19 protein-coding genes are annotated in these 26,026 nt (G+C 68.8%); 6 read left to right on the top strand and 13 right to left on the bottom strand.

Annotation, left to right across the window (positions count from 1 at the left end; translation table 11 throughout):
* Window positions 1–20: 20 nt before the first annotated feature.
* The 3 genes from gshA to WT97_RS13505 form a co-directional block, all read right to left on the bottom strand.
* Complete coding sequence (gene gshA / locus WT97_RS13515) at window positions 21–1,310, bottom strand: glutamate--cysteine ligase (RefSeq protein ID WP_034208466.1); 1,290 nt, start codon at window positions 1,308–1,310, stop codon at window positions 21–23.
* 242 nt (window positions 1,311–1,552) lie between these two features.
* Window positions 1,553–3,070, bottom strand: a complete 1,518-nt coding sequence (locus WT97_RS13510) for an ammonium transporter (protein WP_059795479.1) — start codon at window positions 3,068–3,070, stop codon at window positions 1,553–1,555.
* A gap of 37 nt (window positions 3,071–3,107) precedes the next feature.
* Window positions 3,108–3,446, bottom strand: coding sequence for a P-II family nitrogen regulator (locus WT97_RS13505; protein ID WP_006398175.1), 339 nt, complete (start codon window positions 3,444–3,446; stop codon window positions 3,108–3,110).
* A gap of 355 nt (window positions 3,447–3,801) precedes the next feature.
* On the opposite strand from WT97_RS13505, the gene WT97_RS13500 reads away from it, so the two are divergent.
* Complete coding sequence (locus WT97_RS13500) at window positions 3,802–4,053, top strand: accessory factor UbiK family protein (RefSeq protein ID WP_006489451.1); 252 nt, start codon at window positions 3,802–3,804, stop codon at window positions 4,051–4,053.
* Between the two features lie 310 nt (window positions 4,054–4,363).
* The gene (locus WT97_RS13495; protein WP_060353617.1) at window positions 4,364–5,962 is read left to right on the top strand and encodes a YifB family Mg chelatase-like AAA ATPase; all 1,599 of its coding nucleotides are present in this window, start codon (window positions 4,364–4,366) and stop codon (window positions 5,960–5,962) included.
* Between the two features lie 333 nt (window positions 5,963–6,295).
* Here WT97_RS13495 and WT97_RS13490 read toward each other — a convergent pair whose 3' ends face one another.
* A complete protein-coding gene (locus WT97_RS13490) occupies window positions 6,296–6,868 on the bottom strand; it encodes a hypothetical protein (RefSeq protein ID WP_059506550.1) in 573 nt (190 codons plus the stop codon).
* Window positions 6,869–7,025: 157 nt separating this feature from the next.
* Here WT97_RS13490 and WT97_RS13485 point away from each other — a divergent pair, with 157 nt between their 5' ends.
* The gene (locus WT97_RS13485) at window positions 7,026–7,562 is read left to right on the top strand and encodes a peroxiredoxin (protein WP_034208469.1); all 537 of its coding nucleotides are present in this window, start codon (window positions 7,026–7,028) and stop codon (window positions 7,560–7,562) included.
* A gap of 98 nt (window positions 7,563–7,660) precedes the next feature.
* On the opposite strand, the gene WT97_RS13480 is transcribed toward WT97_RS13485, so the two are convergent.
* From WT97_RS13480 to WT97_RS13440, 9 genes are all read right to left on the bottom strand, one after another.
* A complete protein-coding gene (locus WT97_RS13480) occupies window positions 7,661–9,013 on the bottom strand; it encodes a sigma-54 dependent transcriptional regulator (RefSeq protein ID WP_059506693.1) in 1,353 nt (450 codons plus the stop codon).
* Between the two features lie 75 nt (window positions 9,014–9,088).
* Window positions 9,089–11,122: an ATP-binding protein gene (locus WT97_RS13475; protein WP_060353616.1), complete on the bottom strand. Its 2,034-nt coding sequence runs from the start codon at window positions 11,120–11,122 to the stop codon at window positions 9,089–9,091.
* A gap of 4 nt (window positions 11,123–11,126) precedes the next feature.
* A complete protein-coding gene (locus tag WT97_RS13470; protein WP_059506547.1) occupies window positions 11,127–12,416 on the bottom strand; it encodes a dicarboxylate/amino acid:cation symporter in 1,290 nt (429 codons plus the stop codon).
* Window positions 12,417–12,772: 356 nt separating this feature from the next.
* Window positions 12,773–14,458 carry a cation acetate symporter gene (locus WT97_RS13465; protein WP_060353615.1) on the bottom strand — a complete coding sequence of 562 codons (1,686 nt, stop codon included), beginning with the start codon at window positions 14,456–14,458 and terminating at the stop codon, window positions 12,773–12,775.
* 11 nt (window positions 14,459–14,469) lie between these two features.
* A complete protein-coding gene (locus tag WT97_RS13460) occupies window positions 14,470–14,775 on the bottom strand; it encodes a DUF485 domain-containing protein (protein WP_034208474.1) in 306 nt (101 codons plus the stop codon).
* A 103-nt stretch (window positions 14,776–14,878) separates the two neighbouring features.
* Window positions 14,879–16,084 (bottom strand): CaiB/BaiF CoA-transferase family protein, encoded by a 1,206-nt coding sequence (locus tag WT97_RS13455; RefSeq protein WP_060035711.1) that lies wholly within the window; start codon window positions 16,082–16,084, stop codon window positions 14,879–14,881.
* Between the two features lie 29 nt (window positions 16,085–16,113).
* On the bottom strand, window positions 16,114–17,250 hold the full coding sequence (locus WT97_RS13450) for an acyl-CoA dehydrogenase family protein (protein ID WP_059795402.1): 1,137 nt from the start codon (window positions 17,248–17,250) through the stop codon (window positions 16,114–16,116).
* 14 nt (window positions 17,251–17,264) lie between these two features.
* Window positions 17,265–18,461, bottom strand: a complete 1,197-nt coding sequence (locus WT97_RS13445; protein ID WP_059506540.1) for an acyl-CoA dehydrogenase family protein — start codon at window positions 18,459–18,461, stop codon at window positions 17,265–17,267.
* A 29-nt stretch (window positions 18,462–18,490) separates the two neighbouring features.
* Window positions 18,491–20,617 carry a 3-hydroxyacyl-CoA dehydrogenase NAD-binding domain-containing protein gene (locus tag WT97_RS13440; protein ID WP_060353614.1) on the bottom strand — a complete coding sequence of 709 codons (2,127 nt, stop codon included), beginning with the start codon at window positions 20,615–20,617 and terminating at the stop codon, window positions 18,491–18,493.
* A gap of 158 nt (window positions 20,618–20,775) precedes the next feature.
* Here WT97_RS13440 and WT97_RS13435 point away from each other — a divergent pair, with 158 nt between their 5' ends.
* The 3 genes from WT97_RS13435 (at window position 20,776) to WT97_RS13425 (ending at window position 25,937) form a co-directional block, all read left to right on the top strand.
* Window positions 20,776–21,738 (top strand): LysR family transcriptional regulator, encoded by a 963-nt coding sequence (locus tag WT97_RS13435; protein WP_060353613.1) that lies wholly within the window; start codon window positions 20,776–20,778, stop codon window positions 21,736–21,738.
* Between the two features lie 82 nt (window positions 21,739–21,820).
* Window positions 21,821–23,695, top strand: coding sequence for a gamma-glutamyltransferase (gene ggt / locus WT97_RS13430; RefSeq protein ID WP_060353612.1), 1,875 nt, complete (start codon window positions 21,821–21,823; stop codon window positions 23,693–23,695).
* A 394-nt stretch (window positions 23,696–24,089) separates the two neighbouring features.
* The gene (locus WT97_RS13425; protein WP_060353611.1) at window positions 24,090–25,937 is read left to right on the top strand and encodes a YadA family autotransporter adhesin; all 1,848 of its coding nucleotides are present in this window, start codon (window positions 24,090–24,092) and stop codon (window positions 25,935–25,937) included.
* The last annotated feature ends 89 nt before the right edge of the window (window positions 25,938–26,026 follow it).

Below are 26,026 nucleotides of genomic sequence, written 5' to 3'. Positions count from 1 at the left end.
CTGTACGTAGCGAAGGTCCGTTACACCTGGATGGCTTCGGGGTCGGTCTTTTCCAGTTCGATCGACGACGCGATCAGCGACAGCCGCGCGACGACGCCGTACATGTAGAAACGGTTCGGCGGCGCGGCGCCCGGCTTCGCGCCGGCATCCGGCAGCGCGGTGTGCTCGAAGCCGAGCGGCACGTAGTGCATGCCGGGCGCGTTCAGGTTCTGGTCGCGCTCGCGGCCGCCGTGCGTGCGGTAGAAGCCGCCGACCACGTAGCGGTCGATCATGTACACGACCGGCTCGGCCACCTCGTCGCCGACGCGCTCGAACGTGTAGACGCCTTCCTGCACGATCACGTCGCGCACCGCGAGGCCGGCCTTCGATTCGGCCATCTGCGCGCGCTCGGCCTTCGTCATGCGGCCGATCTCGGCCGCGTCGTGCACGGTCATCACGCCGCGGCCCGCGGTGCCCGCGTCGGCCTTCACGACGACGTACGGTTTCTCGCTGATCCCGTATTCGCGATACTTGCGCGCGATTTTCTTCAGCACGCCGTCGATCGCGTCGGCGAGCGCCTGCTCGCCTTCATGCGCCTGCCAGTCGACGCCTTCCACGTGCGCGAAATACGGATTCACCATCCACGGATCGACGCCGACCATCTTCGCGAACTTCTTCGCGACGTCGTCGTAGCACGCGAAGTGCGTCGACTTGCGGCGCACGGCCCAGCCCGCGTGCAGCGGCGGCAGCAGGTACTGTTCGTGCAGGTTTTCCAGCACGGCCGGGATGCCGGCCGACAGGTCGTTGTTCAGCAGGATCGAGCACGGATCGAAATTCTTCAGGCCGAGGCGGCGCTGCGAACGCTCGAGCGGTTCGAGCACGATCTTCTGGCCGTCGGCCAGCGTGATCGGCGTCATGTCGGTGATGCTGGGGTCGAGCGAGCCGAAACGCACGTTCAGGCCGGCCTGGCGCATGATCGTCGCGAGGCGCGCGACGTTTTCCAGGTAGAACGCGTTGCGGGTCGGCAGCTCGGGAATCACGAGCAGATTCTTCGCGTCCGGGCAGATCTTCTCGATCGCGGCCATCGCGGCCTGCACGGCAAGCGGCAGCACTTCGGACGGCAAATTGTTGAAAGCGCCGGGAAACAGGTTCGCGTCGACGGGCGCCAGTTTGAAGCCGGCATTGCGCAGGTCCACCGAACAATAGAACGGCGGGGTGTGTTCCTGCCATTCGAGCCTGAACCAGCGTTCGATCGCAGGCGTCGCGTCGAGGATCTTCTGCTCGAGTTCGAGCAGCGGACCGTTCAACGCGGTAACGAGGTGGGGAACCATGAATCACTCGCGAGCGGGAGAATGAAGATTGTAGAGCAATTGCCTTGCCCATTTGGGGATTGTTCCCGGCTTCACAAGGATATGGAGGAAGTTTTCGGCTATTGACCCGATAGAGTGAAGGGTTATCCGCTACGGCAGCACGCGTCAGGAGAAAAAAAGCCCGCCGGGTAGGCGGGCCGAAGTCGCTGCGCTCATTCGGGGCGGGCGCCGTCGTCGCGGCGGCCCGCCGTGGTTCGTGTGACTTATTCCACGTGCTCGCCGTGCAGCACCACGTCGAGGCCTTCGCGCTCTTCCTCTTCGGACACGCGCAAGCCGATCGTCAGATCGATCAGCTTCAGCAGCACGAAGCTCAGCACGCCGCTGTACACGAGCGTGATCAGCACGCCCTTCGCCTGCAGCAGCAGGCTGCCGTCCATGCCGCCGATGTCCTTGACCGCGAATACGCCGGTCAGCAGTGCGCCGAGAATCCCGCCCACGCCGTGCACGCCGAACGCGTCGAGCGAATCGTCGTAGCCGAGCTTCGACTTGAGCCACGTCGCCGACCAGAAGCACACGACGCCCGCCGCGATACCGATCACGAGCGCGCCCGCCACGCCGACGAAGCCGGCCGCCGGCGTGATCGCCACCAGACCCGCGACCGCGCCCGACACGATGCCGAGCACCGACGGCTTGCCCTTCGCGATCCATTCGGCAAACATCCAGCCGAGCGCCGCGCAGGCCGTCGCGACCTGCGTCGTCAGCATCGCGAAGCCGGCACGGCCGTCGGCCGCGACCGCGGAACCCGCGTTGAAGCCGAACCAGCCGACCCACAGCATCGACGCGCCGATCATCGTCAGCACGAGGTTGTGCGGCGCCATCGATTCACGCCCGTAGCCGACGCGCTTGCCGAGCACCAGGCACGACATCAGGCCCGCGATACCGGCGTTGATGTGCACCACGGTGCCGCCCGCGAAGTCGAGCACGCCGTCCGCCGACAGCCAGCCGGTCGGCTCCCACACCATGTGCGCGATCGGCACGTAGACGATCAGCGACCAGAGCGTCATGAACACGAGCATCGCCGAGAACTTCATGCGATCGGCGAATGCACCGCAGATCAGCGCCGGCGTGATGATCGCGAACGTCATCTGGTAGACGAAGTACACCGATTCCGGAATCGTCGACGCGAGATGGCTGACCGTCAGCGTCGTCGCCTTGTCGCCCTTGATGTAGCTCATGCCGTGCAGGAACACGCGCGACAGGCCGCCGATGAAGCCGTTGCCCGGCGTGAACGCGAGGCTGTAGCCGACCACCGTCCACAGCACCGTGATCAGCGCGGTGATCGCGAAGCTTTGCATCACGGTCGCGAGCACGTTCTTCTTGCGGACCATACCCGCGTAGAACAGCGCGAGGCCGGGGATCGTCATGAACAGCACGAGCGCGGTGGACGTGAGCATCCACGCGGTGTCGCCCGCGCTGATCTTCGACGAATCGACCGAGAACGGCGCGGTGGGCGCCGCCGGTGCGGCGGCGGCAGAAGCCGCGGCCGATGCGTCGGCCGCGCCCGAAGCGGGTGCGGCAGCGGCGGCGGCGGATGCGTCGGCGGCCGGCGCCGAAGCGGCCGGTGCGGCGGCAGCCGATGCGTCGGAAGCGGCGGCAGCGGGCGCGGAAGCAGCCGCAGTGGAACCAGCCGCGGCGGACGCCGCGTCGTCGGCGAGCGCGGAGCCGACGCCAGCCGCGATCAGCGAGCCGGCCATCAGCAGGGACATCAGAAGTTTGCGCATCTTGGGTTTCCTCTTGTCGCTTGTCTTGTCTGTTCTGTTACAGCGCGTCCGCGCCTGTCTCCCCGGTGCGAATCCGGATCACTTGTTCGATCGGCGTGACGAAGATCTTGCCGTCGCCGATCTTGCCCGTGCGCGCGGCCCGCTCGATCGCTTCCACCGCCTGGTCGACGAGATCGTCGGACACGGCCGCCTCGATCTTCATCTTCGGCAGGAAATCGACCACGTACTCGGCGCCGCGGTACAGCTCGGTGTGCCCCTTCTGGCGCCCGAACCCTTTGACCTCCGTCACCGTGATGCCCGAGACGCCGAGCGCCGACAGCGCTTCGCGCGTCTCATCGAGCTTGAACGGCTTGATGATTGCGGTAATGAGTTTCATGAAGTCCTCTCGCTGGGTTGTCCCGTCGGATGAGTTGGAATGTTGTGACGGACTCTTCTCAGCAACTCGCATGCCATGTTGGTCCGAGCACCGTCTCGAAGGGCTCCGGAACGGGGTCGCATCCCGCCACGTAAGGCGCGAAAGCCCGGCCGAATGGCCAACATGGCCCGGTTTGCTGGCGCGGCGAAAGGATCGTTGCTAGAGTGCACGCACGTCCCGGATCGCCGGGCCATTCACCCATGCGGGCGCCATGCCCGGAATTCGCGCCCCGCGCGCACCATTTCCGGTCATGCGTGCATCATGGGCACGTATGCAACTGAAGATGCACATTTTTTGTGCAAGGAAGGGGAATCACATGAAGCAACCCAGCGACGTTTTCAACGATCTGCAGTCGCGCGTCAGCGATTTGCTGAAAAACTCGCCGGCCAAGGACGTCGAGCGCAACGTGAAGGCCATGCTGTCGCAAGGCTTCTCGAAGCTCGATCTCGTCACGCGCGAGGAATTCGATACGCAGGCACAGGTGCTCGCCCGCACCCGCGTGCGCCTCGAGGAGCTCGAAAAGCGCGTCGCGGAACTCGAGCAGAAGCTCGCCGCCCCGCAGGCCTGACGCCCCACCCGGCCGCAAGGTCCGGGCGCGGGCCGCCTCGTGCGGCTCGCGCCCGCCACCCCGAAGCCGCTCCGCCGCACTTCATCGTCGGTCGTTCTTCGCAGCCCCTCTTCGTCGTCCATCGCTCTTCGTAGTTCATCGCTCTTCGTAGTTCGTCGCTCTTCGCAGTCCGTCGCTCTTCGCAGTTAGTCGTTCCGCAGCACCTCGTTCTTTCTCCGCGCCACGCCGGCAAGCGCGCATCCGATTCCTCCGCGTCCCGCGGCATGCGGCCCCGAACGGCCGTCGTCCGCCTGTTTACAGGAGCCTCGCCATGTCGCTCGCCGTGGTGCGCAGTCGCGCGCCCGCCTCCGGCCGCGCGCCGGACGTCACCGTCGAAGTCCATCTCGCCAACGGGTTGCCGTCGTTCTCGATCGTCGGGCTGCCCGATCTCGAAGTCCGCGAAAGCCGCGAGCGCGTGCGCGCCGCGCTGCAGAACTGCGGGTTCGAATTCCCGGTGCGCCGCATCACCGTCAATCTCGCGCCGGCCGACCTTCCGAAGGAATCGGGCCGCTTCGATCTGCCGATCGCGCTCGGCATTCTCGCCGCGAACGGCCAGATCCCGGCCGACGCGCTGGCCGGCCGCGAATTCGCGGGCGAGCTGTCGCTGACGGGCGCGCTGCGGCCGATGCGCGGCGCGTTCGCGATGGCGTGCGGCGCCGCGCGGGACCGGCGTGCGGAGGAATCCGGCGCGGGCCTGGCCGGCAGCGTGGATCCCGGCGCCCCGCGCGATTCGAGCGCGACATCGCGCCCGCCCGAGCTGTACCTGCCGCTCGACAGCGCCGCCGAGGCCGCGCTCGTACCGGGCGTGACCGTATTCGGTGCGCGCGACCTGCCGGCGCTGTGCGCGCACCTCGCCGATGCGCCGGACGGGCGGCTCGCGCCGGTCGCCGCGCCCTGTCTCGACGGCCTGCCGGCACCCGCCGCGCCCGATCTCGCGGACGTCATCGGCCAGCGCGGCGCGCGACGCGCGCTGGAAGTCGCCGCCGCGGGCGGCCATCACATGCTGATGGTCGGCCCGCCGGGGGCCGGCAAGTCGATGCTGGCGGCACGGCTGGCCGGCTTGCTGCCGCCGCTGACCGACGACGAGGCGCTGACCTCGGCCGCGCTGCTGTCCGCGAGCCGGCTCGGCTTCTCGCCCGCGCAGTGGCGCCGCCGGCCGTTCCGCGCGCCGCATCACTCGTCGAGCGCCGCCGCGCTGGTCGGCGGCCGCAATCCGCCGCAGCCGGGGGAAATCACGCTCGCGCACCTCGGCGTGCTGTTTCTCGACGAACTGCCGGAATTCGACCGGCACGTACTGGAAATGCTGCGCGAGCCGCTCGAAGCCGGCCGCATCACGATCTCGCGCGCGGCCCAGCAGGCCGACTTCCCCGCCGCGTGCCAGCTGATCGCCGCGATGAACCCGTGCCCGTGCGGCTGGCACGGCGATCCGTCCGGACGCTGCCGCTGCTCGCCGGACGTGGCCGCCCGCTATCTGCGCAAGCTGTCGGGGCCGCTGCTCGACCGCATCGACATCCAGATCGACCTGCCCGCGCTATCGCCGGCCGAACTCGCGACCCGAGCGACGGCGCCCGGCGAACCGAGCGCGGCGGTGGCCGCCCGGGTCGCGCAGGCGCGTGCGCTGCAGCTCGATCGGCAGGGCAAGACGAATCACATGCTGAGCGGCCGCGAAACCGACGACCTGTGCCGGCCGACCGACGAAGGCGAGCGGCTGCTGCGCGAGGCCGGCGAGCGCTTCGGCTGGTCGGCGCGTGCGTATTTCCGCGTGCTGAAAGTCGCGCGGACGATCGCCGATCTGGCCGGCGACCCGCTGCCGACGGCCGCGCAGATCGCCGAGGCGATCCGCTACCGGCGCGCGTTGACGGGGCTGTGAGCGGCCCAGGAGGACAAAATCATGCTGTCAAGACTTGACTTATGCACAATTCCGCGAATCCGGCCCCGGATCGCGGCTCGCCGCGGCCTTTGCCGGACGGAATTCGTATCCCTTTGTTTCGATTGATTTTTCTCAAAAGGAGAACGGGCGGCCAAACAGGCCGGAAGGCCGTCCCGCGCGGCTTCGCGAGAAATACCGGCCACTTTTCAACAAAGTTATCCACATGCGCTGTGGATAGCCGAAAAACCCTCGCAAAATCCGGCGATTAGCGTCGAAAGCTGCGAATGAACTTTCAGTTGTCACGGCGTGTCCGAGCGCCCTCGCCGGCCGTCGTCAATCCAGCTTGAACGAACCAAAAAACTGGTCGAGCTGCTCCTGCGCGAGCGGCCCATCGGCGATCACGACAGCCTGGTACGCGTGCCGGCCGCGCGCGGCGAGCCGCGCGACGATCGTCTTGCGCGCGCGATCGCCGCCGGCGGCGGCACCCGCGATGCGCAGTTCGAGCCCGTTCACGGCGCCGCCGGCCGCGAGGGGCACGGGCACCGTCGCCGTCTGCGGCGCGCCTTCGAGGTTGCGCGACAGCCCTGCGCGCAGGAATTCGAGCGCCGCGCGGCGTGTGTCGTCGCGGTCGTCGGGCAACGTCAGCGTGCCGACCGCGAATACCGCGCCGTCGACGTGCGCGGCCTGCATCCGCATCGGCATCGACCTACCGCCGAGCGCCACCGGCTGCTCCTCGACGGTCGGCTTCGCCGGCAGGTCGATCGTGTAGCCGGCGTCGTTGTGCAACGTGCGCCAGTCGTACGACGGCGAGCACGCGGCCAGCGCGGCGCTCAGGCAGGCCAGCGCGGCGAAGTGTCGCAGCGGGCGAAAAAGGGGGCGCAACGAATCGGTGACTTCCTTCGGCATGGCGTGGATCGCGGCAGGCAAAACCACCATTATCCGTCGAACCGGAAAACCGGAATGCGCGGCCGCCGCCGGTGCGCGCACCGCATTCGCGCTAAAATGAGCGCCGAATTTCGACGTCCTTTGCGTCGATCAGCGTCATCGACTCCGAGAGCACCAGATGAACACCACGCCTTCCGCCCGCCGCAGTGCCGGCCCCGTCCGCTACCTCGCCGCGGCCGCCGTCGTCGCGGCGATCGCCGTCGCCGGCTTCTTCGCGTTCAACGGCAAGTCCAGCGTGCCGGACGCGACCTTCACGCTGCTGTCGGGCCAGAAAGTCTCGACCGCCGGCGACCTGAAGGGCAAGGTCTATCTCGTGAACTTCTGGGCGACGAGCTGCGCGACCTGCATGCAGGAAATGCCGCAGATGGTCGACACCTACAATCGCTTCAAGGGTCAGGGGCTGGAGTTCGTCGCGGTCGCGATGAACTACGATCCGCCGATGTACGTCGCGAATTACGCGCAGACGCGCCAGTTGCCGTTCAAGGTCGCGCTCGACGACGGCAGCGTCGCGAAGCAGTTCGGCAACGTGCAACTCACGCCGACGACCTTCGTCGTCGACAAGGACGGCAAGATCCTGAAGCGCTACGTCGGCGCGCCGCAATTCGCGGAACTCGACGCGCTGCTCAAGAAGGCGCTCGACGGCAACGCGGCCTGAGCACCGCCGGATCCGGCCGGAAAGCGCGCGCACCGCGCCCCGCCGGCAAGAAACGGACCGCATGACCGGGCAACCCGGTTTCGCGGTCCGTTTGCTTTTCAGCGCTCGGTTTCGCCTTTCGCCGACAGCCCGTAGCGCTTCATCTTCTCGTACAGCGTCGCCTTGCCGACATGCAGCCGGTCGGCCGTTGCCGCGACCGCGCCGCCCGTCTGGTTCAGCGCCTGGGCGATCACTGCGCGCTCGAATTGCTCGACGCGCTCCTTCAGCGTCTGGTCGTTGTCGGCGTCGTCGCCCGCACCTGTTTGCTGCGGCACGTCGGCCACGCCGAGCACGAAGCGGTCGGCGGCGTTGCGCAGCTCGCGCACGTTGCCCGGCCAGTCGCGCTGCATCAGGCTCGCGCGCTGCCGGTCGGTCAGCACCGGCGCGGGCCGGCCGTAGCGCACGGCCGCATCGAGCATGAAGTGCTCGAACAGCGGCACGATGTCCTCGCGGCGCTCGGCGAGCGGCGGCAACGCGATCGTCACGACGTTGAGCCGGTACAGCAGGTCGCGCCGGAACGTGCCGGCCGCGACGAGCTCGCTCATGTCGCCCTTCGCGGCCGCGACCACGCGGCAGTTCACGCGGATCGGCTGGTTCGAGCCGAGCCGCTCCAGCACGCCGTCCTGCAGCACGCGCAGCAGCTTCACCTGCAACGCGAGCGGCATGCTTTCGATTTCGTCGAGGAACAGCGTGCCGCCGGACGCGTATTCGAGCTTGCCGACGCGCCGCTTCGCGGCGCCGGTGAACGCACCGGGCTCGTAGCCGAACATCTCCGACTCGAACATCGGCTCGGGCAGCGCGCCGCAGTTCACGGCGATGAACGGCTTGTCGCGGCGCGGCGACAACTCGTGCAGGCTGCGTGCGATCAGCTCCTTGCCGGCGCCCGTGTCGCCGTTGATCAGTACCGACGCGTCGGTCGGCGCGACGTTCGCGATCAGCTTGCGCACCTGCTCGATCGCGGGGCTGCGGCCGATGATGCGCGGCGCGACGACGTTCTGCCCGGCCAGCTCGCGCCGCAGCGCGTGATTCTCGAGCACGAGTTCGCGGCGCTCGAGCGCGCGGCGCACCGTCTCGATCAGGCGCTCGGCCGCGAACGGCTTTTCGATGAAGTCGTAGGCGCCGTCGCGCATCGCCTGCACGGCCATCGAGATGTCGCCGTGCCCGGTGACGAGGATCACCGGCACGTCGGGCACGCGCTCGCGGCACTGCGCGAGCACGTCGAGCCCGCTCGCGCCGGGCAGCCGGATGTCGCTGACGATCACGCCGGCGGTATCCGCGACGATCGCCTTCTCGGCCGCTTCGGCCGACTCGAAGCCGGCGACGTCGAAGCCCGCCAGTTGAAGGCTCTGCACGCTCGCCCGGCGCACGAGCGCATCGTCTTCGATATAGATCACTTGCAGCCGGTTGGCCATCGTACTCACTTGCTCCTGACGAGCCGCGCGCGGCTCTCGTTGATGCCGGTCGTTCGCCGACCGGGCCTGCTCACGCTAATGCGAGCCCGCCGGCTCGGACACGGAGTCCGGATGATGCGTGCGGGCGCGCCGCAGCGTCAAGACGAACAGCGCGCCGCCCGACGGTGCGTTGCGTGCGGTCAGCGCGCCGCCTGCGTCGCTCGCGATCGACGACGAGATCGCGAGGCCGAGCCCGAGCCCGCGCCCCATTTCCTTGGTCGTGAAGAACGGCTCGAACAGGCGCGGCAGCAAATCGGGCGCAATGCCGGAGCCGTTGTCGCGCACCTCGACCGCGAGCGTCGCGGCCGACACCGCGATCGTCACCTCGATGGCCGGCGCCGCGACGCCGGCCACCGCGTCGAGCGCGTTGCCGAGCAGGTTGATCAGCACCTGTTCGAGGCGCAGGTCCTCGCAGCGCGCGACGAGTTCGGGATAGTCGCGCGCCAGATCGAGGGGCGCGTCGCGCGCCAGATCGAGGGGCGCGTCGCGCGCGGGCGAGACGGTCGCATCCTGCAGCGTCAGCGTGAGCGCGACGCCGCGCAGGCGCTCGTCGAGCAGCGACAGCACGCTGCGCAGCGCGCGCACGACGAGCGCCTGCTCGTTGCGCGGCTTCGCGCGGCCGACGAACAGCTTCAGCTGGTTGGTGATCTTGCCCATCCGCTCGGTGAGCGCGGCGATCGCCTCGAGATTCTCGCGCGCGGCGGCCTGCTCGCCGCGATCGAGCAGCACGCGCGTGTTGTCCGAGAAGCTGCGCAGCGCCGCGAGCGGCTGGTTCAGTTCATGCGTGATGCCGGCCGCCATCTGGCCGAGCGCGGCGAGCTTGCTCGCCTGGATCAGTTCGTCGTGCGCGGCGCGCAGTTCCTGCTCCGCGCGGATCCGGTCGCCGACTTCCTTCTGCAATTGCTCGTTCGCCTCCGACAGGTCGGCCGTCCGCTCCTCGACGCGCCGGTTCAGCTCCGCGTACGCCTGCTGCAGCAGCGCGCGGCCGCGGATCATCTCGCGCACGCGGGCGCGGCGCATCCGCCAGTAGAACGCGAGCAGCGCGACCGACACGAAGCCGAAGCCGGTGACGATCGTGGCATTGCGCGCATCGGCATCGATCGGCGCGATCGGCGCGAGCGTGACGAGCAGCCAGTCGGGCTCGCCGATCCGGCGCTTGCTGGCGAGAAAGCGCGGCGCGCGCCGGCCGGCACCGAGGCGCACGATCTCCGCATCGGCGCCGAGCGTCTGCTCGACACGCAGCGGCAGCGGCGTGACCGGCTGCTGCGCGTACTGGCGCGTTTCGTAGATCGACGCGGCGACGGGCCCCGTGAGCGGGCGCAGCGTGTGGTACTTCCAGGCGGGCACGGACGACAGGAACACGACGCCGTGATCGTCCACGACGACGAGCGGCTCGGACGCGTCGGCGCCCTGGAACCATTCGAGATTGAGCTTCACGACGACGACGCCCGCGATCTTGCCGTCGCGCCACACGGGCTGCGAGATGTAGTAGCCGGGATCGCGCGAGATCGTGCCGATCCCGAAGAAGCGGCCGACCCGGCCGTTCATCGCATCGAGGAAATACGGGCGGAAACGGTATTCGATCCCGACGAAGCTGTCGGGTGCGCGCCAGTTGCTGGCGGCGACGCACAGGCCGTCCGCGCCGATCACGTAGGTGACGGTCGCGTGCGCGTGTTCGTTGAGATCTTCGAGATAACGATTGACGCGGGCGGTGTAATCGCCGCGCTTGGGCTCGGCCAGGAGATCCTGCACGTACGGATGGCTGCCGAGCAGATAAGGCAACGATTCGTAGCGGTCGAGCGTGCTCTTGAGCGCGTTGGTGGTGCGCTCGACGCGCACCGCGGCATTGCGCTGCAGCTCGGCGACGCCCCGCTGCCACGTGATCGTCCACGTGAGCGCGCACGCCGCGACGAGCGCGGCGGCGAGCACGACGAGGATGAGCAGGCGGCGCGTCACGGTCGAGGCTTCCTGGCGATGCGGATCGCCTATTGTGTCATAGGCCTCCGCCCCGATGCCCCGACCGCCGCGGGCCGCACGGCCGGCGGGCCGTGCCGCCGCCTGCTCGTTCATCGCGTCAGACGCCGGCCGTCTCGGTCGGCGCGACTTCGGCGCCGCCCTTCAGCGCCTGGCGCAACTTGTTGCGGTCGAGCTCCTTCTCCCACGCCGACACGACGACGGTCGCGACACCGTTGCCGACGATGTTGGTCAGCGCGCGGCATTCGCTCATGAAGCGGTCGATGCCGAGGATCAGCACCATGCCCGACAGCGGGATCGTCGGCACGACGGCCAGCGTCGCGGCGAGCGTGATGAAGCCCGCGCCGGTCACGCCGCTCGCGCCCTTGGACGTCAGCATCGCGACGGCCAGCAGCGTGAGTTGCTGCATCCACGTCAGCTCGATGTTGGTCGCCTGCGCGATGAACAGCACGGCCATCGTCATGTAGATGTTGGTGCCGTCGAGGTTGAACGAATAGCCGGTCGGCACGACGAGGCCGACGACCGAACGCGAGCAGCCCGCCTTCTCGAGCTTTTCCATCAGCTGCGGCAGCGCGGCTTCCGACGAGCTCGTGCCGAGCACGATCAGCAGCTCTTCCTTGATGTACGACACGAAGCGGATGATCGAGAAGCCGGTGAAGCGCGCGATCGCGCCGAGCACGACGAGCACGAACACGACCGACGTCAGGTAGAACGTGCCGATCAGCTTGAGCAGCGGCACCAGCGAGCCGACGCCGTACTTGCCGATCGTGAACGCCATCGCGCCGAACGCGCCGATCGGGGCCAGCTTCGTGACGATGTGCACGATGCCGAACAGCACGCGCGTCAGGCCGTCGATGAAATCGGTGACCACGCGGCCGCGCTCGCCGAGGTGCGCGAGCACGCTGCCGAACAGCAGCGCGATCAGCAGGATCTGCAGGATTTCACCCTGCGCGAACGCGTCGACCATCGTGTTCGGGATGATGTGCATCAGGAAATCGACCGTCGATTGCCCGTGCGCCTTCGCCGCGTACGACGCGACGGCCTTGCCGTCGAGCGTCGCCGGATCGATGTTGAAGCCGACGCCCGGTCGCAGCAGGTGCGTGGCCGCGAGGCCGAGCACCAGCGCGAAGGTCGACACGATCTCGAAGTACAGCAGCGCCTTGCCGCCGACGCGGCCGACCTTCTTCATGTCCTCCATGCCGGCGATGCCGGTGACGACCGTACAGAAGATGATCGGGCCGATCACCATCTTGATCAGCTTGATGAACCCGTCGCCGAGCGGCTTCATGTCGGTGGCGAGCGCCGGGTAGTAGTGGCCGAGGATCACGCCGACGATGATGGCGAAGATCACCTGCACATAGAGCACTTTGTAGAAGGGTTTCTTCTTCACGATGGTTCCTGCTGAAGTAGATGATGAGCCGGTGGAAACGGCGTCACGCGCGCGGGCGAATGTCTCGGGAGAAAGCCAATCGCCCGCGCGGCTGCCGTGCCGCAACAAGCGATGCCTCAGAACATCCGACAGGGGAGGAAGGCGCTGGTCATCGATTGTCTCCTTGATGTAATAGTCAGGCCGAGGGGCGGCCATGCGCTTTATATTGCAAGGTCGATGCCAGGTTTCCGGAAACCCTCAAGCCGTTGTTTTCATTGTATTTCCCACAATGCGGCAGGCAAGGAAATCCGGGATTCCGGATTTCCGGAAAAGATCCGTCCGGCGATCCGGACGGATGGGCACATTGATCCGACGAATCAGTGCTGCACGGCCCGGCTCGCGAGCACGCCGGTCTGCGCGTAGAACTCCTGCCGCGCGAACGCGTCGCGCTCGCGGCGCGCGCGCTCGCCGCGATCCGCGAGCGAGCCGACGACGATCCCGACGAACGCGAGCGGCACCGACACGAGCGCCGGGTTGTCGAGGAACACCGGCGCGTGCGCATGATGCAGCACGTCGACCCACACCGACTTCGACAGCACCGTGAGCGCGACCGCCGACACGAGGCCGAGGCCGCCGCCGAGCACCGCGCCGCGCGTCGTCATCCCGCGCCAGAAGATCGACATCGCGAGCACGGGGAAATTCGCGCTCGCGGCCACCGCCGCGACGAGCCCGACCATGAACGCGACGTTCACGTGCTCGAACAGGATCGACAGCGCGATCGCGACGGCCGACAGCGCGATCGTCGCCGCGCGCGAGATGCGCATTTCCAGCCGCTCGTCGGGCTTGCCGCGCGCCCACATCTGCGCGTACAGGTCGTGCGAGATCGTCGTCGCGCCCGCGAGCGTCAGGCCGGCGACCACCGCGAGGATCGTCGCGAACGTGACGGCCGCGATGAACCCGTAGAACCAGTTGCCGCCGACCGCCTGCGCGAGCTTCACCGCGACCATGTTGGAGCCGCCGAGCAGGTCGTGCGTCAGGTTGAACGTGCCGTTCGCGCCGAGCCGGAAGAATTCCGGATGCTGCGCGAGCAGCACGATCGCCGAGAAGCCGATCACGAAGGTCAGCAGGTAGAAATAGCCGATGAAGCCCGTCGCGTAGAGCACCGACTTGCGCGCCTCCTTCGCGTTCGGCACCGTGAAGAAGCGCATCAGGATGTGCGGGAAGCCGGCCGTGCCGAACATCAGCGCGATGCCGAGCGACAGCGCATTGGCCGGATCGCGGATCAGCTTGCCCGGCCCCATGATCGACAGCGCGCCCGGATGCACGGCCACCGCGCGGCGGAACATCGCGTCGATGTCGAAGCCGAATTCGCCAAGCGCCAGCAACGCGAGCAGCGTCGCGCCGAGCAGCAGCAACACGGCCTTGATCACCTGCACCCAGGTGGTCGCGGTCATCCCGCCGAAGAACACGTAGACCACCATCAACACGCCGACGATCAGCTCGGCCGTGCCGTACGACAGCCCGAACAGCAACTGGATCAGCTTGCCCGCACCGACCATCTGCACGACGAGGTACAGCACGACGATCGTCAGCGCGTTCGCGGACGTCAGCAGCCGGATCGGCCGCTGCGCGAAGCGGTACGCGACGACGTCGACGAACGTGAACTTGCCGAGGTTGCGCAACGGTTCGGCGATCAGGAACATCACGAACGGCCAGCCCACCAGGAAGCCGATCGAATAGATCAGGCCGTCGAAGCCGAACATGAACACCATGCCGGACAGCCCGAGGAACGACGCGGCCGACATGTAGTCGCCCGCGATCGCGAGCCCGTTCTGCAGGCCGGTGATGCCGCCGCCGGCCGTGTAGAAGTCGCGTGTCGAGCGCGTGCGGCGCGCGGCCCAGCGCGTGAGCGCGAGCGTCGCGAACACGAACGCGAAGAACATCCCGATCGCGACCGGGTTCAGCTCGACCTTGTCGGGCATCGGGCCGGCGACGCCGGTCGCATGGGCGGCGGAGGAAACGAGAACGGCCAGCGCGCCGAGCGCGCTCGAAAGGAATCGCATGTCGGCCTCCGTTACGAACGCTGCAGGATCGCGTCGACGCGGCGATCGAACGCGCGGTTCGCGCGCAGCACGTAGCACGCGGTCAGGCCGATCGCGACGAGGATGATCGCGACGCCCGCGGCGATCCCGACCGTCGTCGTCGCGCCGCGGTACAGCGGCGCGGCGAGCACGTGCGGCGCGAGCGCGACGAGCAGGATGAAGCCGTAGTACGTGGCGATCATCAGCGCCGTCAGCATGAAACTGAAGCGGCGCCGTGCCCGCACGAGCTGCTGGTAGTCAGGGCGCGCCGTGACCGATTCGATGACGGAAAGCTCCATGTTGTCTCCAATATCGTCTCGTCGTATCGCGAGAGCTGTCTCGTGGATGGTCGGCGCGTGTCGACTGCTCCGCCCGCGCCGCGGCGGCAATCCCTGCAACGCGTTACACGACGCGATCCGCACGCAGCCGCGCAACCGCGTCGGCCGACATCCCGAGCCAGTCGCCGAGCACCGCGTCGGTATCCGCGCCGAGCACCGGCGGCGCACCGCGCACCGGCAGCCGCGCGCCGTCGAAGCGGTACGGCGGCGCGAGCACGTCGACACCGCCCGCGACCGGATGCGGCTGCCGCGTGACGAGCCCGGCGCGGGTGGCGCGTTCCGACGTCAACGCTTCGTGCAGCCCGAGCACTTCGCCGCACGGAATGCCCGCGGCGGCGAGCGCCGCCAGCAGCGTCGCACGCGAGCGGCGCGCGAGTTCGCGGCGGATCTCGGGCAGCAGGTCGGCGCGATTCTCCGAACGGCCGAGGTTGGTCCTGTAGCGTTCGTCGGCCGCGAGATCGGGCCGCTCGATCGCGTCGCAGAAGCGCGCGAACTGCGTGTTGTTGCCGACCGTGATCACGAGCGGGCCGTCGGCCGCATCGAATACGCCGTACGGCACGATCGACGGATGCGCGTTGCCGTAGCGCGGCGGGTCCTCGCCCATCAGCAGCGCATCGAGCCCGTAGTACGCGGTGATCATCAGCCCGCAGTCGAACAGCGCCATCTCGATGCGGCGACCGCGCCCCGTCGCATGGCGTTCGTACAGCGCGGCGAGGATCGCCTGCGCCGAATACATGCCGGTGAACAGGTCGACCGCCGCGACGCCGAACTTCAGCGGCGGCTGGCCGGCCTCGCCGTTCAGCGCCATCAACCCGGCCTCGCCCTGGACGACGAGGTCGTAGCCGGGCCGCGCGGCCTCGGCGCCCGATCGGTCGTAGCCCGAGATCGCGCAGTGCACGAGCCGCGGATTCAGCTCGGCCAGCGCGTCGTAGCCGAGCCCGAGCTTCTCCGCGCCGCCGAACTTGAAGTTGTGGAGCACCACGTCGGCCCGCGCGGCCAGCTCGCGCGCGATGCGCTGGCCGGCTTCCGTCTGCAGGTCGACGCAGATCGAGCGCTTGCTGCGGTTCACGCTGTTGAAATAGGTGGTTTCGGTGTCGCCGATCCGCAGCCCCCAGTCGCGCGTATCGTCGCCGCGCGCCGGATGCTCGACCTTGATCACTTCCGCGCCGAAATCGGCAAGCACCATCGCGCACCACGGGCCCGCGAGCACGCGCGAGAAATCGAGCACCTTCACGCCGGCCAGCGGCAGCGCGCGCGCTTCGTTCGTCATCGTCGTCTCCTCCATTCGCGTTTGCGCCGTTATCGTTTGGACAGCGCGATGTAGCGCGCGAGATGGTGATCCTCATCGCCGAGCTGGTGATCGATCATCACGAGCCGCTTCGCGTAGTGCGCCAGCGGCAACTCCCACGTCATCCCGATTCCGCCGTGCAGCTGGATGCTTTCCTCGGCGACGAGCGTGCCGATCCGGCCGATGCTGTATTTCGCCGCCGCGAGCGCGCGCTCGCGCACCGCGCGCGGCGCATCGAGCTGCGCGGCCGCGTTGATCACGGCCGAGCGCGCCTGCTCGACTTCGAGCAGCAGATCGGCCATCCGGTGCTGCAGCGCCTGGAAGCTGCCGATCGGCAACCCGAACTGCTTGCGCGTGCGCAGATACTCGAGCGTCGCTTCCTTCGCGACGTCCATCGCGCCGAGCGCTTCCGCCGACAGCGCGAGCAGCCCGTAGCCGAGCACGCGTTCGAGCAGCTCGGCGCCCGCTTCGCCGTCGTGCGCGCCGAGCGCCGCATCGGCCGGCAGCGCGACGCGCTCGAAGCGCACTTCGGCCGCGCGGCCGCCGTCGATCTTCCGGTAGTCGCGCAGCGACACGCCCGGCGCCTCGGCCGGCACGACGAACAGGCCGATGCCGGCCGCGTCGTCGTCGCGCCCCGACACGCGCGCGCTGACGACGAAGAACGCCGCCTGCGCGGCCTGGTCGACGACGCCCTTCGCGCCCGTCAGCACCCAGCCGTCGCCCGCACGTTCGGCGCGCGTGCGCACGGTCGTCAGCTCGTAGTGCGAACCCGGCTCGTCGTGCGCGAACGCGGCGCTCGCGCTGCCGTCGATCAACGCGGCGAGCTTGTCGCGATGCGCATCGCCGCCCGCGAGCGACAGCGCACGGCCGGCCAGCAGCGCGCCGAGGAACGGCTCGACGACGAGCCCGCGCCCGAGGCATTCGAACACCACGGCGATGTCGAAGCCGGCGCCGCCGAAGCCGCCGTCGGCTTCCGGAAACAGCGCGCCGACCGTGCCGAGTTCGGCGAAGCGCCGCCACATCGCGCGGTCGAAGCCTTCGGCCGACTGCGCGATGCGGTCGCGCACCGGGAACGCGTACTGTTCGGCGATGAAGCGGTTCAACGTGTCCGCCAGCATCCGGCGATCTTCTGTGTGCTGAAAATCCATCGTCGCGTCCCTCGTTACAGCCCGAGCATCATCTTCGCGATGATGTTCTTCTGGATCTCGTTCGAGCCGCCGAAGATCGACAGCTTCCGGTTGTTGAAATACTGCTGCGCGGCGCTCGCGGCTTCGTCGGGGCCGACCGGTTCGCCAGCGTAGTCGGCGTCGAGCGCATCTTCGACGAACGGCTGCGCATACGGCCCCATCGCGCGCCGCATCAGCGCGGTGATCTCCTGGCGAATCTGCGTGCCGCGAATCTTCAGCATCGAGCTTTCCGCGCCCGGCACGCCGCCGCCCGCGACCGCGGCCAGCACGCGCAGGTTGGTCGTGCGCATGTTTTCCAGTTCGATCTCGACGCGCGCGACGCGTGCCGCGAAGAACGGATCGTCCGCGAGCGGCCGGCCGTTCTTCGTGACCTTCGCGGCCACCGCGCGCAGCCGGTCGAGGGCAGCGGTCGAGAAGCCGATGCCGGCGATGTTGGTGCGCTCGTACGTGAGCAGGTATTTCGCGCAGGTCCAGCCGCGGTTCTCTTCGCCGACCAGGTTTTCCACGGGCACGCGCACGTCGGTGAAGAACACCTCGTTCACCTCGTGCTCGCCGTCGAGCGTGATGATCGGGCGCACCTCGACGCCCGGCGTGTTCATGTCGATCAGCAGGAAGCTGATGCCTTCCTGCTTGCGCACGTCGGTCGCGGTGCGCACGAGGCAGAAGATCATGTTCGCGTAGTGGCCGAGCGTGGTCCACGTCTTCTGGCCGTTCACGACGTAGTGATCGCCATCGCGCACCGCGCTCGTCTTCACCGCCGCGAGATCGGAGCCGGCGCCCGGTTCCGAATAGCCCTGGCACCACCAGTCGGTGCCGTCGAGAATGCGCGGCAGCCAATGGCGCTTCTGCGCGTCGCTGCCGTACTTGATCAGCACGGGGCCGAGCATGTTCACGCCGAACGGCACGATGCGCGGCGCGCCGGCGAGCGCACATTCGTTGTCGAACAGGAACTTCTGCGCGACGCTCCAGCCGGGGCCGCCGTATTCGCGCGGCCAGTGGCTCGCGAGCCAGCCGCGCGCGTTCAGGATCGCGTGCCATTCGCGCATGTCGTCGCGCGTCAGATGCAGCCCGCCCTTCACCTTGCGCGCGATGCGCTCGGGCAGTTCGGCTTGCAGGAAGCGCTGCACTTCCGCGCGGAAGGCTTCTTCTTCGGGCGTGAAATCGAGGTCCATCTTCGTTCCGTTGCAAATGCGGTTGGCGTTCAGTCGATGCGGTTCAGGCTCGCGAAATCCGCGCCGCGCGCGACGAGATCGACGAGCAGCGGCGACGGCTTCCAGAACAGCGGATCTTCCTTCGCGAACGCGCGGATATCGGCGAGCACGTTCGCGAGGCCGACCGTGTCCGCGTAGTGCATCGGGCCGCCGCGATAGCGCGGGAAGCCGTAGCCGTACAGGAACACCGCGTCGACGTCGAGCGGGCGCAGCGCGATCTTTTCGTGCACGACGTTCGCGCCTTCGTTGATCATCGCGGCGAGGTAGCGGCGCAGGATCTCGCCGTCGGTGAACGTGCGCGGCGTGACGCCCTTCTTCGCGCGTTCCTGCGCGACGATCGCTTCCACTTCCGGGTCGGGCGTGCCGACGCGCGCGCCGTCCGGATACAGGTAGTAGCCGCGGCCGGTCTTCTGCCCGAACCAGCCGCGCTCGCACAGCCGGTCGGAAATCTCCACGTAGCGCGCGTTCGGGTCGCGCGTCGCCGCGCGGCGCTTGCGGGTCGCCCAGCCGATGTCGCCGCCCGCGAGGTCGACCACCTGGAACGGACCCATCGGGAAGCCGAACTCGCGCACCGCGCGATCGATCTGGTACGGCGACGCACCGTCTTCCATCAGGTAGTCGGCCGCCGTCCGGTAGACGGCGAGGATCCGGTTGCCGATGAAGCCATCACATACGCCCGCGCGCACCGGCGTCTTCTTCAATTGCTTCGCGAGCGCGAACGCGGTCGCGACGACGTCCGGGCTCACGCGCGCCGGCACGACGATCTCGAGCAGCTTCATCACGTTGGCCGGCGAGAAGAAATGCAGGCCGATCACGTCGGCCGGCCGGTCGATGCTTGCGGCGAGCGCGTCGATGTCGAGATACGACGTGTTGGTCGCGAGCACCGCGCCCGGCTTGCACACGCGGGCGAGCTCGGCGAACACGGCCTGCTTCACAGCCATGTCCTCGAATACGGCCTCGATCACGACGTCGGCCTGCGCAAGCGCGTCGTACGACGTGCTGCCCTTGAAGCGCGCGAGCCGCGCCGCGTGCGCGGCCGGCGTCATCCGCCCTTTCGCGACGAGGCCGTCGTACACCTTCTCGACGTGCGCGCGGCCGCGCGCGAGCGACGCTTCGTCGCGCTCGATCATCGTCACCGGCAGCCCCGCGTCGAGCGCCGCGACCGCGATGCCCGCACCCATCGTGCCGCCGCCGACCACGCCGATCCGCTCGACCGGCCGTGCGCTCGCGCGCCGCGCCTCGGGTGCCTTCGCCGCCTCGCGCTCCGCGAAGAACGCATGCACGAGGCCCGCACGCTGCGGGCTGTCGAGGCACTGCAGGAACAGGCTCCGTTCGAGCTTCATCCCCGCATCGAACGACTGCGTGAGCGCGGCCTCGACCGCGTCGACGATCTTCGCCGGCGAGAAAAGGCCGCGCGACTTCTTCGGCAGTTCCGCGCGCGCCGCGTCAAGCGCGGCCTGCGCGGCCGCGCGGTCTGCCAGGCCCTGCGCGTCGCGCGTGCGGCGCACGGGCGCGCCGAGCGACACGAGCTCCTGCGCGTACGCGAGCCCTTCGGCGAGCGTATCGTCGCTGTGCGCGATGCGATCGACGAGGCCGAGCGTGAGCGCCTCCTCGGCGCTCGCATGGCGGCCCGTCAGCATCAGGTCGAGGGCGGCTTTCGCGCCGATCAGGCGCGGCGTGCGCTGCGTGCCGCCCGCACCGGGCAGCAGGCCGAGCGTCACTTCGGGCAGCCCGAGCTTCGCGCCCGGCACCGCGAGCCGGTAATGCGCGGCCAGCGCGACCTCGAGGCCGCCGCCGAGCGTCGCACCGTGCAGCGCGACCACGACCGGCTTCGTGCTCGACTCGATGCGTTCGCACACGTCGGGCAGCGACGGCGGCACGGGCGGCTTGCCGAATTCGCGGATGTCGGCGCCCGCGATGAAGTTGCGGCCGGCGCCGACGATCAGCACCGCGTGGATCGTGTCGTCGGCCTGCGCGGCGTCGATCGCGTCGGCGAGGCCGCGCCGTACGTCGGCGGACAGCGCGTTGACGGGCGGATGGTCGATCGTGACGACGAGGATCTTGTCGCGCCGCTCGCGCGTGACGGTGCCGGTTGGAGGGGTAGCGGGGGAATTCATGGCGTCTCCTGTCGAAGCTGTCGATGCAGCAGGCATGACCCGATTCTCGATTGATCGAGATTCGTTGACAATTCCCGCACGCTTTTACAAGCTGTCAAGTCCGACTTGACACCGAATCTTTCCGACCGTTAAACGGGCCGGATCAGGAGACACCCCGCATGGACCTGAACGCGCTGACGCTGCTCGTCGAGATCCTCGATGCCGGCAATCTCAGCAAGGCCGCGCAGCGGCTCAAGATGAGCCGGGCGAACGTCAGCTACCGGCTGAACCAGCTCGAGCGCTCGATCGGCCAGCAGCTCGTGCGGCGCACGACGCGGCGCATGGAGCCGACCGAGATCGGACTGAAGCTGTACGAGCACGGCCGGCGCATCCGCAACGAACTGCTCGCCGCGCAGGAATCGGTGACCACGCTCGGGCAGGATCTGCAGGGCCGCGTGCGGCTGTCGGTGCCGAGCGGCTACGGGCAGATGGTGATGTCCGACTGGCTGCTCGCGTTCAAGCGGCGGCATCCGGGCATCGTGCTCGACGTGGTGTTCGAGAATCGCGTGGAAGACCTGATGCGCGACGAAGTCGACATCGCGATCCGCGTGATGTCCGAGCCGCCGCAGAACCTCGTCGCGCGCGACATGGGCGCGGTGCGCTACGTCGCGTGCGCGTCGCCCGCGTTCGCGGCCGCGCACGGGATGCCGGCGAGCCTCGGCGCGCTGGCCGCCGCGCCGGTCGTCACCGCGACGGTGATGGGCCGGCAACTCCGGATCGCCGCGTATCTCGGCGACGAACGCCACGAGGTGCTGCTCGAACCCACGCTGATTTCGGAGAACTTCCTGTTCCTGCGCCAGGCGATCCTCGCGGGGATCGGCGTCGGCATCGTGCCCGACTACGTGATGCAGGACGACCTGCGCCGCGGCGCCGTCGTCACGTCGCTCGACGCGTACCGGCTCAGCATCTTCGGCACCCACATGTACATGCTCTACATGCCGAACCGCCACCATACGCGCGCGACGTCGACGTTCATAGAGTTCATCCTCGAACAGGCCGGAAAGACCGGCCGCGGCGGGCCCGGCGGGATGCGTCAGGGTTTCCTGTCGGATGACAAGCCGCCGGCCACGCGGCGACAATAGCGCGCCGGGGCGGGCAGCGCCGTTGCGCCAGCGCCAACGTGACGCCGCCGTCTCCTTCGAATTCACTGCTGCCGAGGGTTCAATGTTCGACCGGATTCGTCCGCATTCGCGTCCCTGGACGCTGCTCGCTGCCGTCGCGCTCGTCGCGCTCGACGCCGGCTGCACGTCCCCGTCCGCGCCGTCGGGCGCCGTCGTCCCGGTTGCCGCCGCGTCGGGCGCGGCCGTCCCGCTGCCCGGCGTTCACGCGCCCGAACCGTCGTCCGGCTGGACCGACAAGCCGGGGTGGACCTCGCAGCACTTCATGATCGCGGCCGCGAACCCGCTCGCCACGCAGGCCGGCTACGACATGCTGAAAGCCGGCGGCACCGCGATCGACGCGGCCATCGCGACGCAGATGGTGCTCGCGCTGGTCGAGCCGCAATCGTCGGGCATCGGCGGCGGCGCGTTCATGCTGTACTTCGACGGCAAGACGACGCAGGCGTACGACGGCCGCGAAACCGCGCCGGCCGCCGCGACCGAGCGCCTCTTCTACGGGCCGACCGGCCAGCCGATGGGCTTCTACGAAGGTGTCGTCGGCGGGCGCTCGGTCGGCACGCCGGGCGTGCTGCGCATGCTCGACGCCGCGCACCGCGCGCACGGCAAGCTGCCGTGGCGTCGGCTGTTCCAGCCGGCCATCCGGCTCGCCGAGCGCGGCTTCACGATCAGCCCGCGGCTCGCGATGCTGATCGCGAACGACAAGTACCTGCACGACGACCCGGCCGCCCGCGCGTATTTCTACAATGCGGACGGCACGCCGAAGGCTGCCGGCACGGTGCTGAAGAATCCCGCGCTCGCGACCGTGCTGCGCCAGGTCGCCGACCGCGGCGCGAACGCGTTCTACAGCGGCGCGATCGCGCGCGACATCGTCACGAAAGTGCGCAAGCACCCGACCAACCCGGGGCTGCTGTCGCTGCAGGATCTCGCGCGCTACAAGGCGAAGGTGCGCGCGCCGCTGTGCGCCGACTATCGGCGCTCGGTGGTCTGCGGGATGCCGCCGCCCTCGTCGGGCGGCCTCGCGATCGCGCAGATGCTCGGCATTCTCGAGGCGATGCCCGACTGGCAGCAGATCGGCGCGCAGAAGCCGGTGCGCAACGAGCTCGGCTACGAGCCGACGCCGTTCGCCGCCCATCTGTTCAGCGAAGCCGGGCGTCTCGCGTACGCGGACCGCGCGCGCTACGTGGCCGATCCCGATTTCGTGCCGCTGCCGGGCGGCAACTGGGCGAGCCTCACCGACAAGTCCTATCTCGCGCAGCGCGCGCGGCTGATCGGCGACAACAGCATGGGTGTCGCACAGGCCGGCACGCCCCAGGGCGCGACGCTCGCGACGGCCGACGACCGCAGCGCCGAATTGCCGTCGACGTCCGACATCGCGATCGTCGACCGCTACGGCCAGGCGCTGTCGATGACGACCAGCATCGAGGACGCGTTCGGCTCGCGGCTGATGGTGCGCGGCTTCATGCTGAACAACCAGCTCACCGACTTCTCGTTCGCGTCGACCGACAACGGCCGGCCGATCGCGAACCGCGTGCAGCCCGGCAAGCGGCCGCGCTCGGCGATGTCGCCGGAACTCGTGTTCGACAAGAAGACGAAGCAGGTGACGATGATCGTCGGCTCGGCCGGCGGCCCCGCGATCATCAATCACGTCGCGAAGACGCTGGTCGGCGTGCTCGACTGGGGGATGACGATGCAGCAGGCGATCGCGCTGCCGAACTTCGGGTCGATGAACGGGCCGACGCAACTCGAACGCGGCCGCGTGTCGGACGCGCTCGTCGACGGGCTGAAGGGCCGCGGGCACGACGTGCAGATCGTCGAGATGAACTCGGGGCTGCAGGGAATCCAGCGGCTGAACGTGCAGGGGCAGACGGTGTGGTTCGGCGGGGCGGATCCGCGCAGGGAAGGAGTGGCGATGGGGGAATGAGGCCGGTAACGCGTGCGCGATCGTTGCGCATCGAACTGACGGCCCTCCCCTCCTCCACCGACGCATTGCGCCATGAATGCGACGACGCGCCTTCCGGACGTCGTCGCCGTTTCCCGGCTACGTGCCCCCCAACCCGCGCTCCCCTCATCGCATCGCGACATCGAACCGCCGCGCGATCGCGCACCCATAGCGTGTCCTATCCGCGCTAAATCACTTTCGTAACTGTCTGATCGACGACGCCTGCGTCCGTCCGTATAGTCGCTCGCTCAGTCCGGGCCCACGCGATAGCGGTCCGCCACCCGCGGCAACGACGCTGCGCCCCGCGCCTTTCGACGAAGCCGCACATGGATCCCGGGCTGCATCGAACATCTCATCGATCAGGATTACGAATAATATGTCACGCACATCCGCTGCAGATTCCCGTACCGCTCGGATCCGCTCGCATGCTTGCCCCGAACGGCAACGCGCGCCCTCCGCCCGCCTGCCGGCACTCGCCGTCGCCGTCGCCGTCGCCATCGCCGCGCTCGCACCGTACTACGTCCATGCGACCGAAAACGATCTGGTTCAGCACTACCTGACGATCAAGGACGGTGCCGGCGGCGAGCCAACCGCGTCCGGAGCCGGGTCGATCGCGATCGGACCTGGCGCAAAGGCGAATGGCGAGACGGGCGAGGACTACTCGGCGCTCGCGATCGGCGCACATGCCACCGCCGATGGGCGCGCCACCGTGGCCGTCGGCGAAGCCGCCCATATCCAGGGCGACCGCTCGAGCGCGGTCGGCGTGTCGTCGTACGTCACGGGCGATCGTTCGAGCGCGTTCGGTTCGTCATCGCGAGTCGAAGCCGTGCGCGGCGTGGCGCTCGGCGCGGACTCCAAGGTCACCGCCAACGGTGCGGTCGCGCTCGGCCAAGGTAGTGTCGCCGACCGCACGAATACCGTGTCGATCGGCACGGCGAGCACCCAGCGCCAGCTCGTCAACCTCGGCGCCGGCACCCGCGACACCGACGCTACCAACCTGTCGCAGTTGAAACCCGTCGTCGCCGCGCTCGGCGGCGATGCGACCGTCGACGCGAACGGAACCGTGCGCGGCCCGACCTACACGGTCGACGGACAATCGTTCGACAACGTCGGCGGTGCACTGACCCAGCTCGACGGACGCGTCACGACGATCGACGGACGTGTCGCCACCGTCGAAAACAACGTGACGTCGATCCGCAACGACGTCACCGATCTCGGCACGCGGCTCGACAACGGCACGGCCGGCCTCGTCCGGCAGGATCCGGCGAGTCTCGCGATCTCGATCGGCGCCGGCAAGGGCGGCACGTCGGTGAGCGTCGCCGGCACGGACGGCACACGCACGCTGACCGGCCTGTCGAACGGCATCGGCGACACCGATGCCGTGACGGTCGCGCAGCTCAAGGCGACCGGGCTGATCGATCCGAACGGCAAGGCGCTCGGCGCGATCGTGTACGACGACCTGAAGCTGGATCGCGCCACGCTCGGCGGCGTCGGCGGCACCTTGCTCGACAACGTCAAGGCAGGCGCCATCGCGGCGAACAGCATGCAGGCCGTGAACGGCGGGCAGCTCTTCTCGATGCAGCAGCAATTCGAAACTCGCCTGGAATCGCTCGACACGCGCATCAACAACATCGAGCAGGTCGGCCCCGGCACCAGGCCGCCGATCGGCGAGCAGGGCGGCCAGTTGGCGCAGCTGGGCGACGGCTCCGGCGCGACCGGCTCGAACTCGATGGCGCTCGGCCAGAATTCGAGCGCATCCGGCAACGGCAGTCTCGCGCTCGGCAACAACGCGACCGCATCGGGCCAGAATTCGGTTGCACTCGGCAACGGCTCCGTCGCCGATCGCGACAACACGGTGTCCGTCGGCGCGCCGGGGCAGGAGCGGCAGATCACCCACGTGGCGCCCGGCACTGCCCCGACCGATGCCGTGAACGTCCAGCAACTGAACGACCACATCGGCAGCGTTCGATCCGACATGGATCACTATCGACGTGACGCAAGCGGCGGCATCGCGTCCGCCGTCGCGATCGCGAACCTGCCGCAGGCGTCGCTGGCGGGCGAAAGCATGGTCTCGGTCGCCGGCGGCACCTACAGCGGGCAATCGGCCGTCGCGTTCGGCGTGTCGACCGCCACCCGCAACGGGCGCTGGGTGGTCAAGGCGTCCGGGTCGACCAATACCCGCGGCACGGTCGCGGTCGGCGCCGGCGCCGGCTATCGCTGGTAACGCGCGCCACGGCGGCACCGTCCGCTTCAAACGGCAGGGGGCCGGGTTCGATCGACACGCACCCCGGCCCCTCGTCTTCTCGACGCGGG

The organism is Burkholderia sp. MSMB1459WGS, assembly GCF_001534535.1.
Classification (GTDB): Bacteria; Pseudomonadota; Gammaproteobacteria; order Burkholderiales; family Burkholderiaceae; genus Burkholderia.
This window is presented reverse-complemented; position numbering and strand designations above follow the sequence as displayed.

Excerpts from the sequence above, each read along its gene's own strand:
- ggt (WP_060353612.1), top strand. The coding sequence starts at position 21,821 with ATGTTCGACCGGATTCGTCCGCATTCGCGTCCCTGGACGCTGCTCGCT.
- WT97_RS13510 (WP_059795479.1), bottom strand. The coding sequence starts at position 3,070 with ATGCGCAAACTTCTGATGTCCCTGCTGATGGCCGGCTCGCTGATCGCG.
- WT97_RS13495 (WP_060353617.1), top strand. The coding sequence starts at position 4,364 with ATGTCGCTCGCCGTGGTGCGCAGTCGCGCGCCCGCCTCCGGCCGCGCG.
- WT97_RS13435 (WP_060353613.1), top strand. The coding sequence starts at position 20,776 with ATGGACCTGAACGCGCTGACGCTGCTCGTCGAGATCCTCGATGCCGGC.
- WT97_RS13475 (WP_060353616.1), bottom strand. The coding sequence starts at position 11,122 with ATGAACGAGCAGGCGGCGGCACGGCCCGCCGGCCGTGCGGCCCGCGGC.
- WT97_RS13465 (WP_060353615.1), bottom strand. The coding sequence starts at position 14,458 with ATGCGATTCCTTTCGAGCGCGCTCGGCGCGCTGGCCGTTCTCGTTTCC.
- WT97_RS13500 (WP_006489451.1), top strand. The coding sequence starts at position 3,802 with ATGAAGCAACCCAGCGACGTTTTCAACGATCTGCAGTCGCGCGTCAGC.
- WT97_RS13480 (WP_059506693.1), bottom strand. The coding sequence starts at position 9,013 with ATGGCCAACCGGCTGCAAGTGATCTATATCGAAGACGATGCGCTCGTG.
- WT97_RS13450 (WP_059795402.1), bottom strand. The coding sequence starts at position 17,250 with ATGGATTTTCAGCACACAGAAGATCGCCGGATGCTGGCGGACACGTTG.
- WT97_RS13490 (WP_059506550.1), bottom strand. The coding sequence starts at position 6,868 with ATGCCGAAGGAAGTCACCGATTCGTTGCGCCCCCTTTTTCGCCCGCTG.
- gshA (WP_034208466.1), bottom strand. The coding sequence starts at position 1,310 with ATGGTTCCCCACCTCGTTACCGCGTTGAACGGTCCGCTGCTCGAACTC.
- WT97_RS13455 (WP_060035711.1), bottom strand. The coding sequence starts at position 16,084 with ATGACGAACGAAGCGCGCGCGCTGCCGCTGGCCGGCGTGAAGGTGCTC.
- WT97_RS13505 (WP_006398175.1), bottom strand. The coding sequence starts at position 3,446 with ATGAAACTCATTACCGCAATCATCAAGCCGTTCAAGCTCGATGAGACG.
- WT97_RS13460 (WP_034208474.1), bottom strand. The coding sequence starts at position 14,775 with ATGGAGCTTTCCGTCATCGAATCGGTCACGGCGCGCCCTGACTACCAG.
- WT97_RS13485 (WP_034208469.1), top strand. The coding sequence starts at position 7,026 with ATGAACACCACGCCTTCCGCCCGCCGCAGTGCCGGCCCCGTCCGCTAC.
- WT97_RS13445 (WP_059506540.1), bottom strand. The coding sequence starts at position 18,461 with ATGGACCTCGATTTCACGCCCGAAGAAGAAGCCTTCCGCGCGGAAGTG.
- WT97_RS13440 (WP_060353614.1), bottom strand. The coding sequence starts at position 20,617 with ATGAATTCCCCCGCTACCCCTCCAACCGGCACCGTCACGCGCGAGCGG.
- WT97_RS13425 (WP_060353611.1), top strand. The coding sequence starts at position 24,090 with ATGTCACGCACATCCGCTGCAGATTCCCGTACCGCTCGGATCCGCTCG.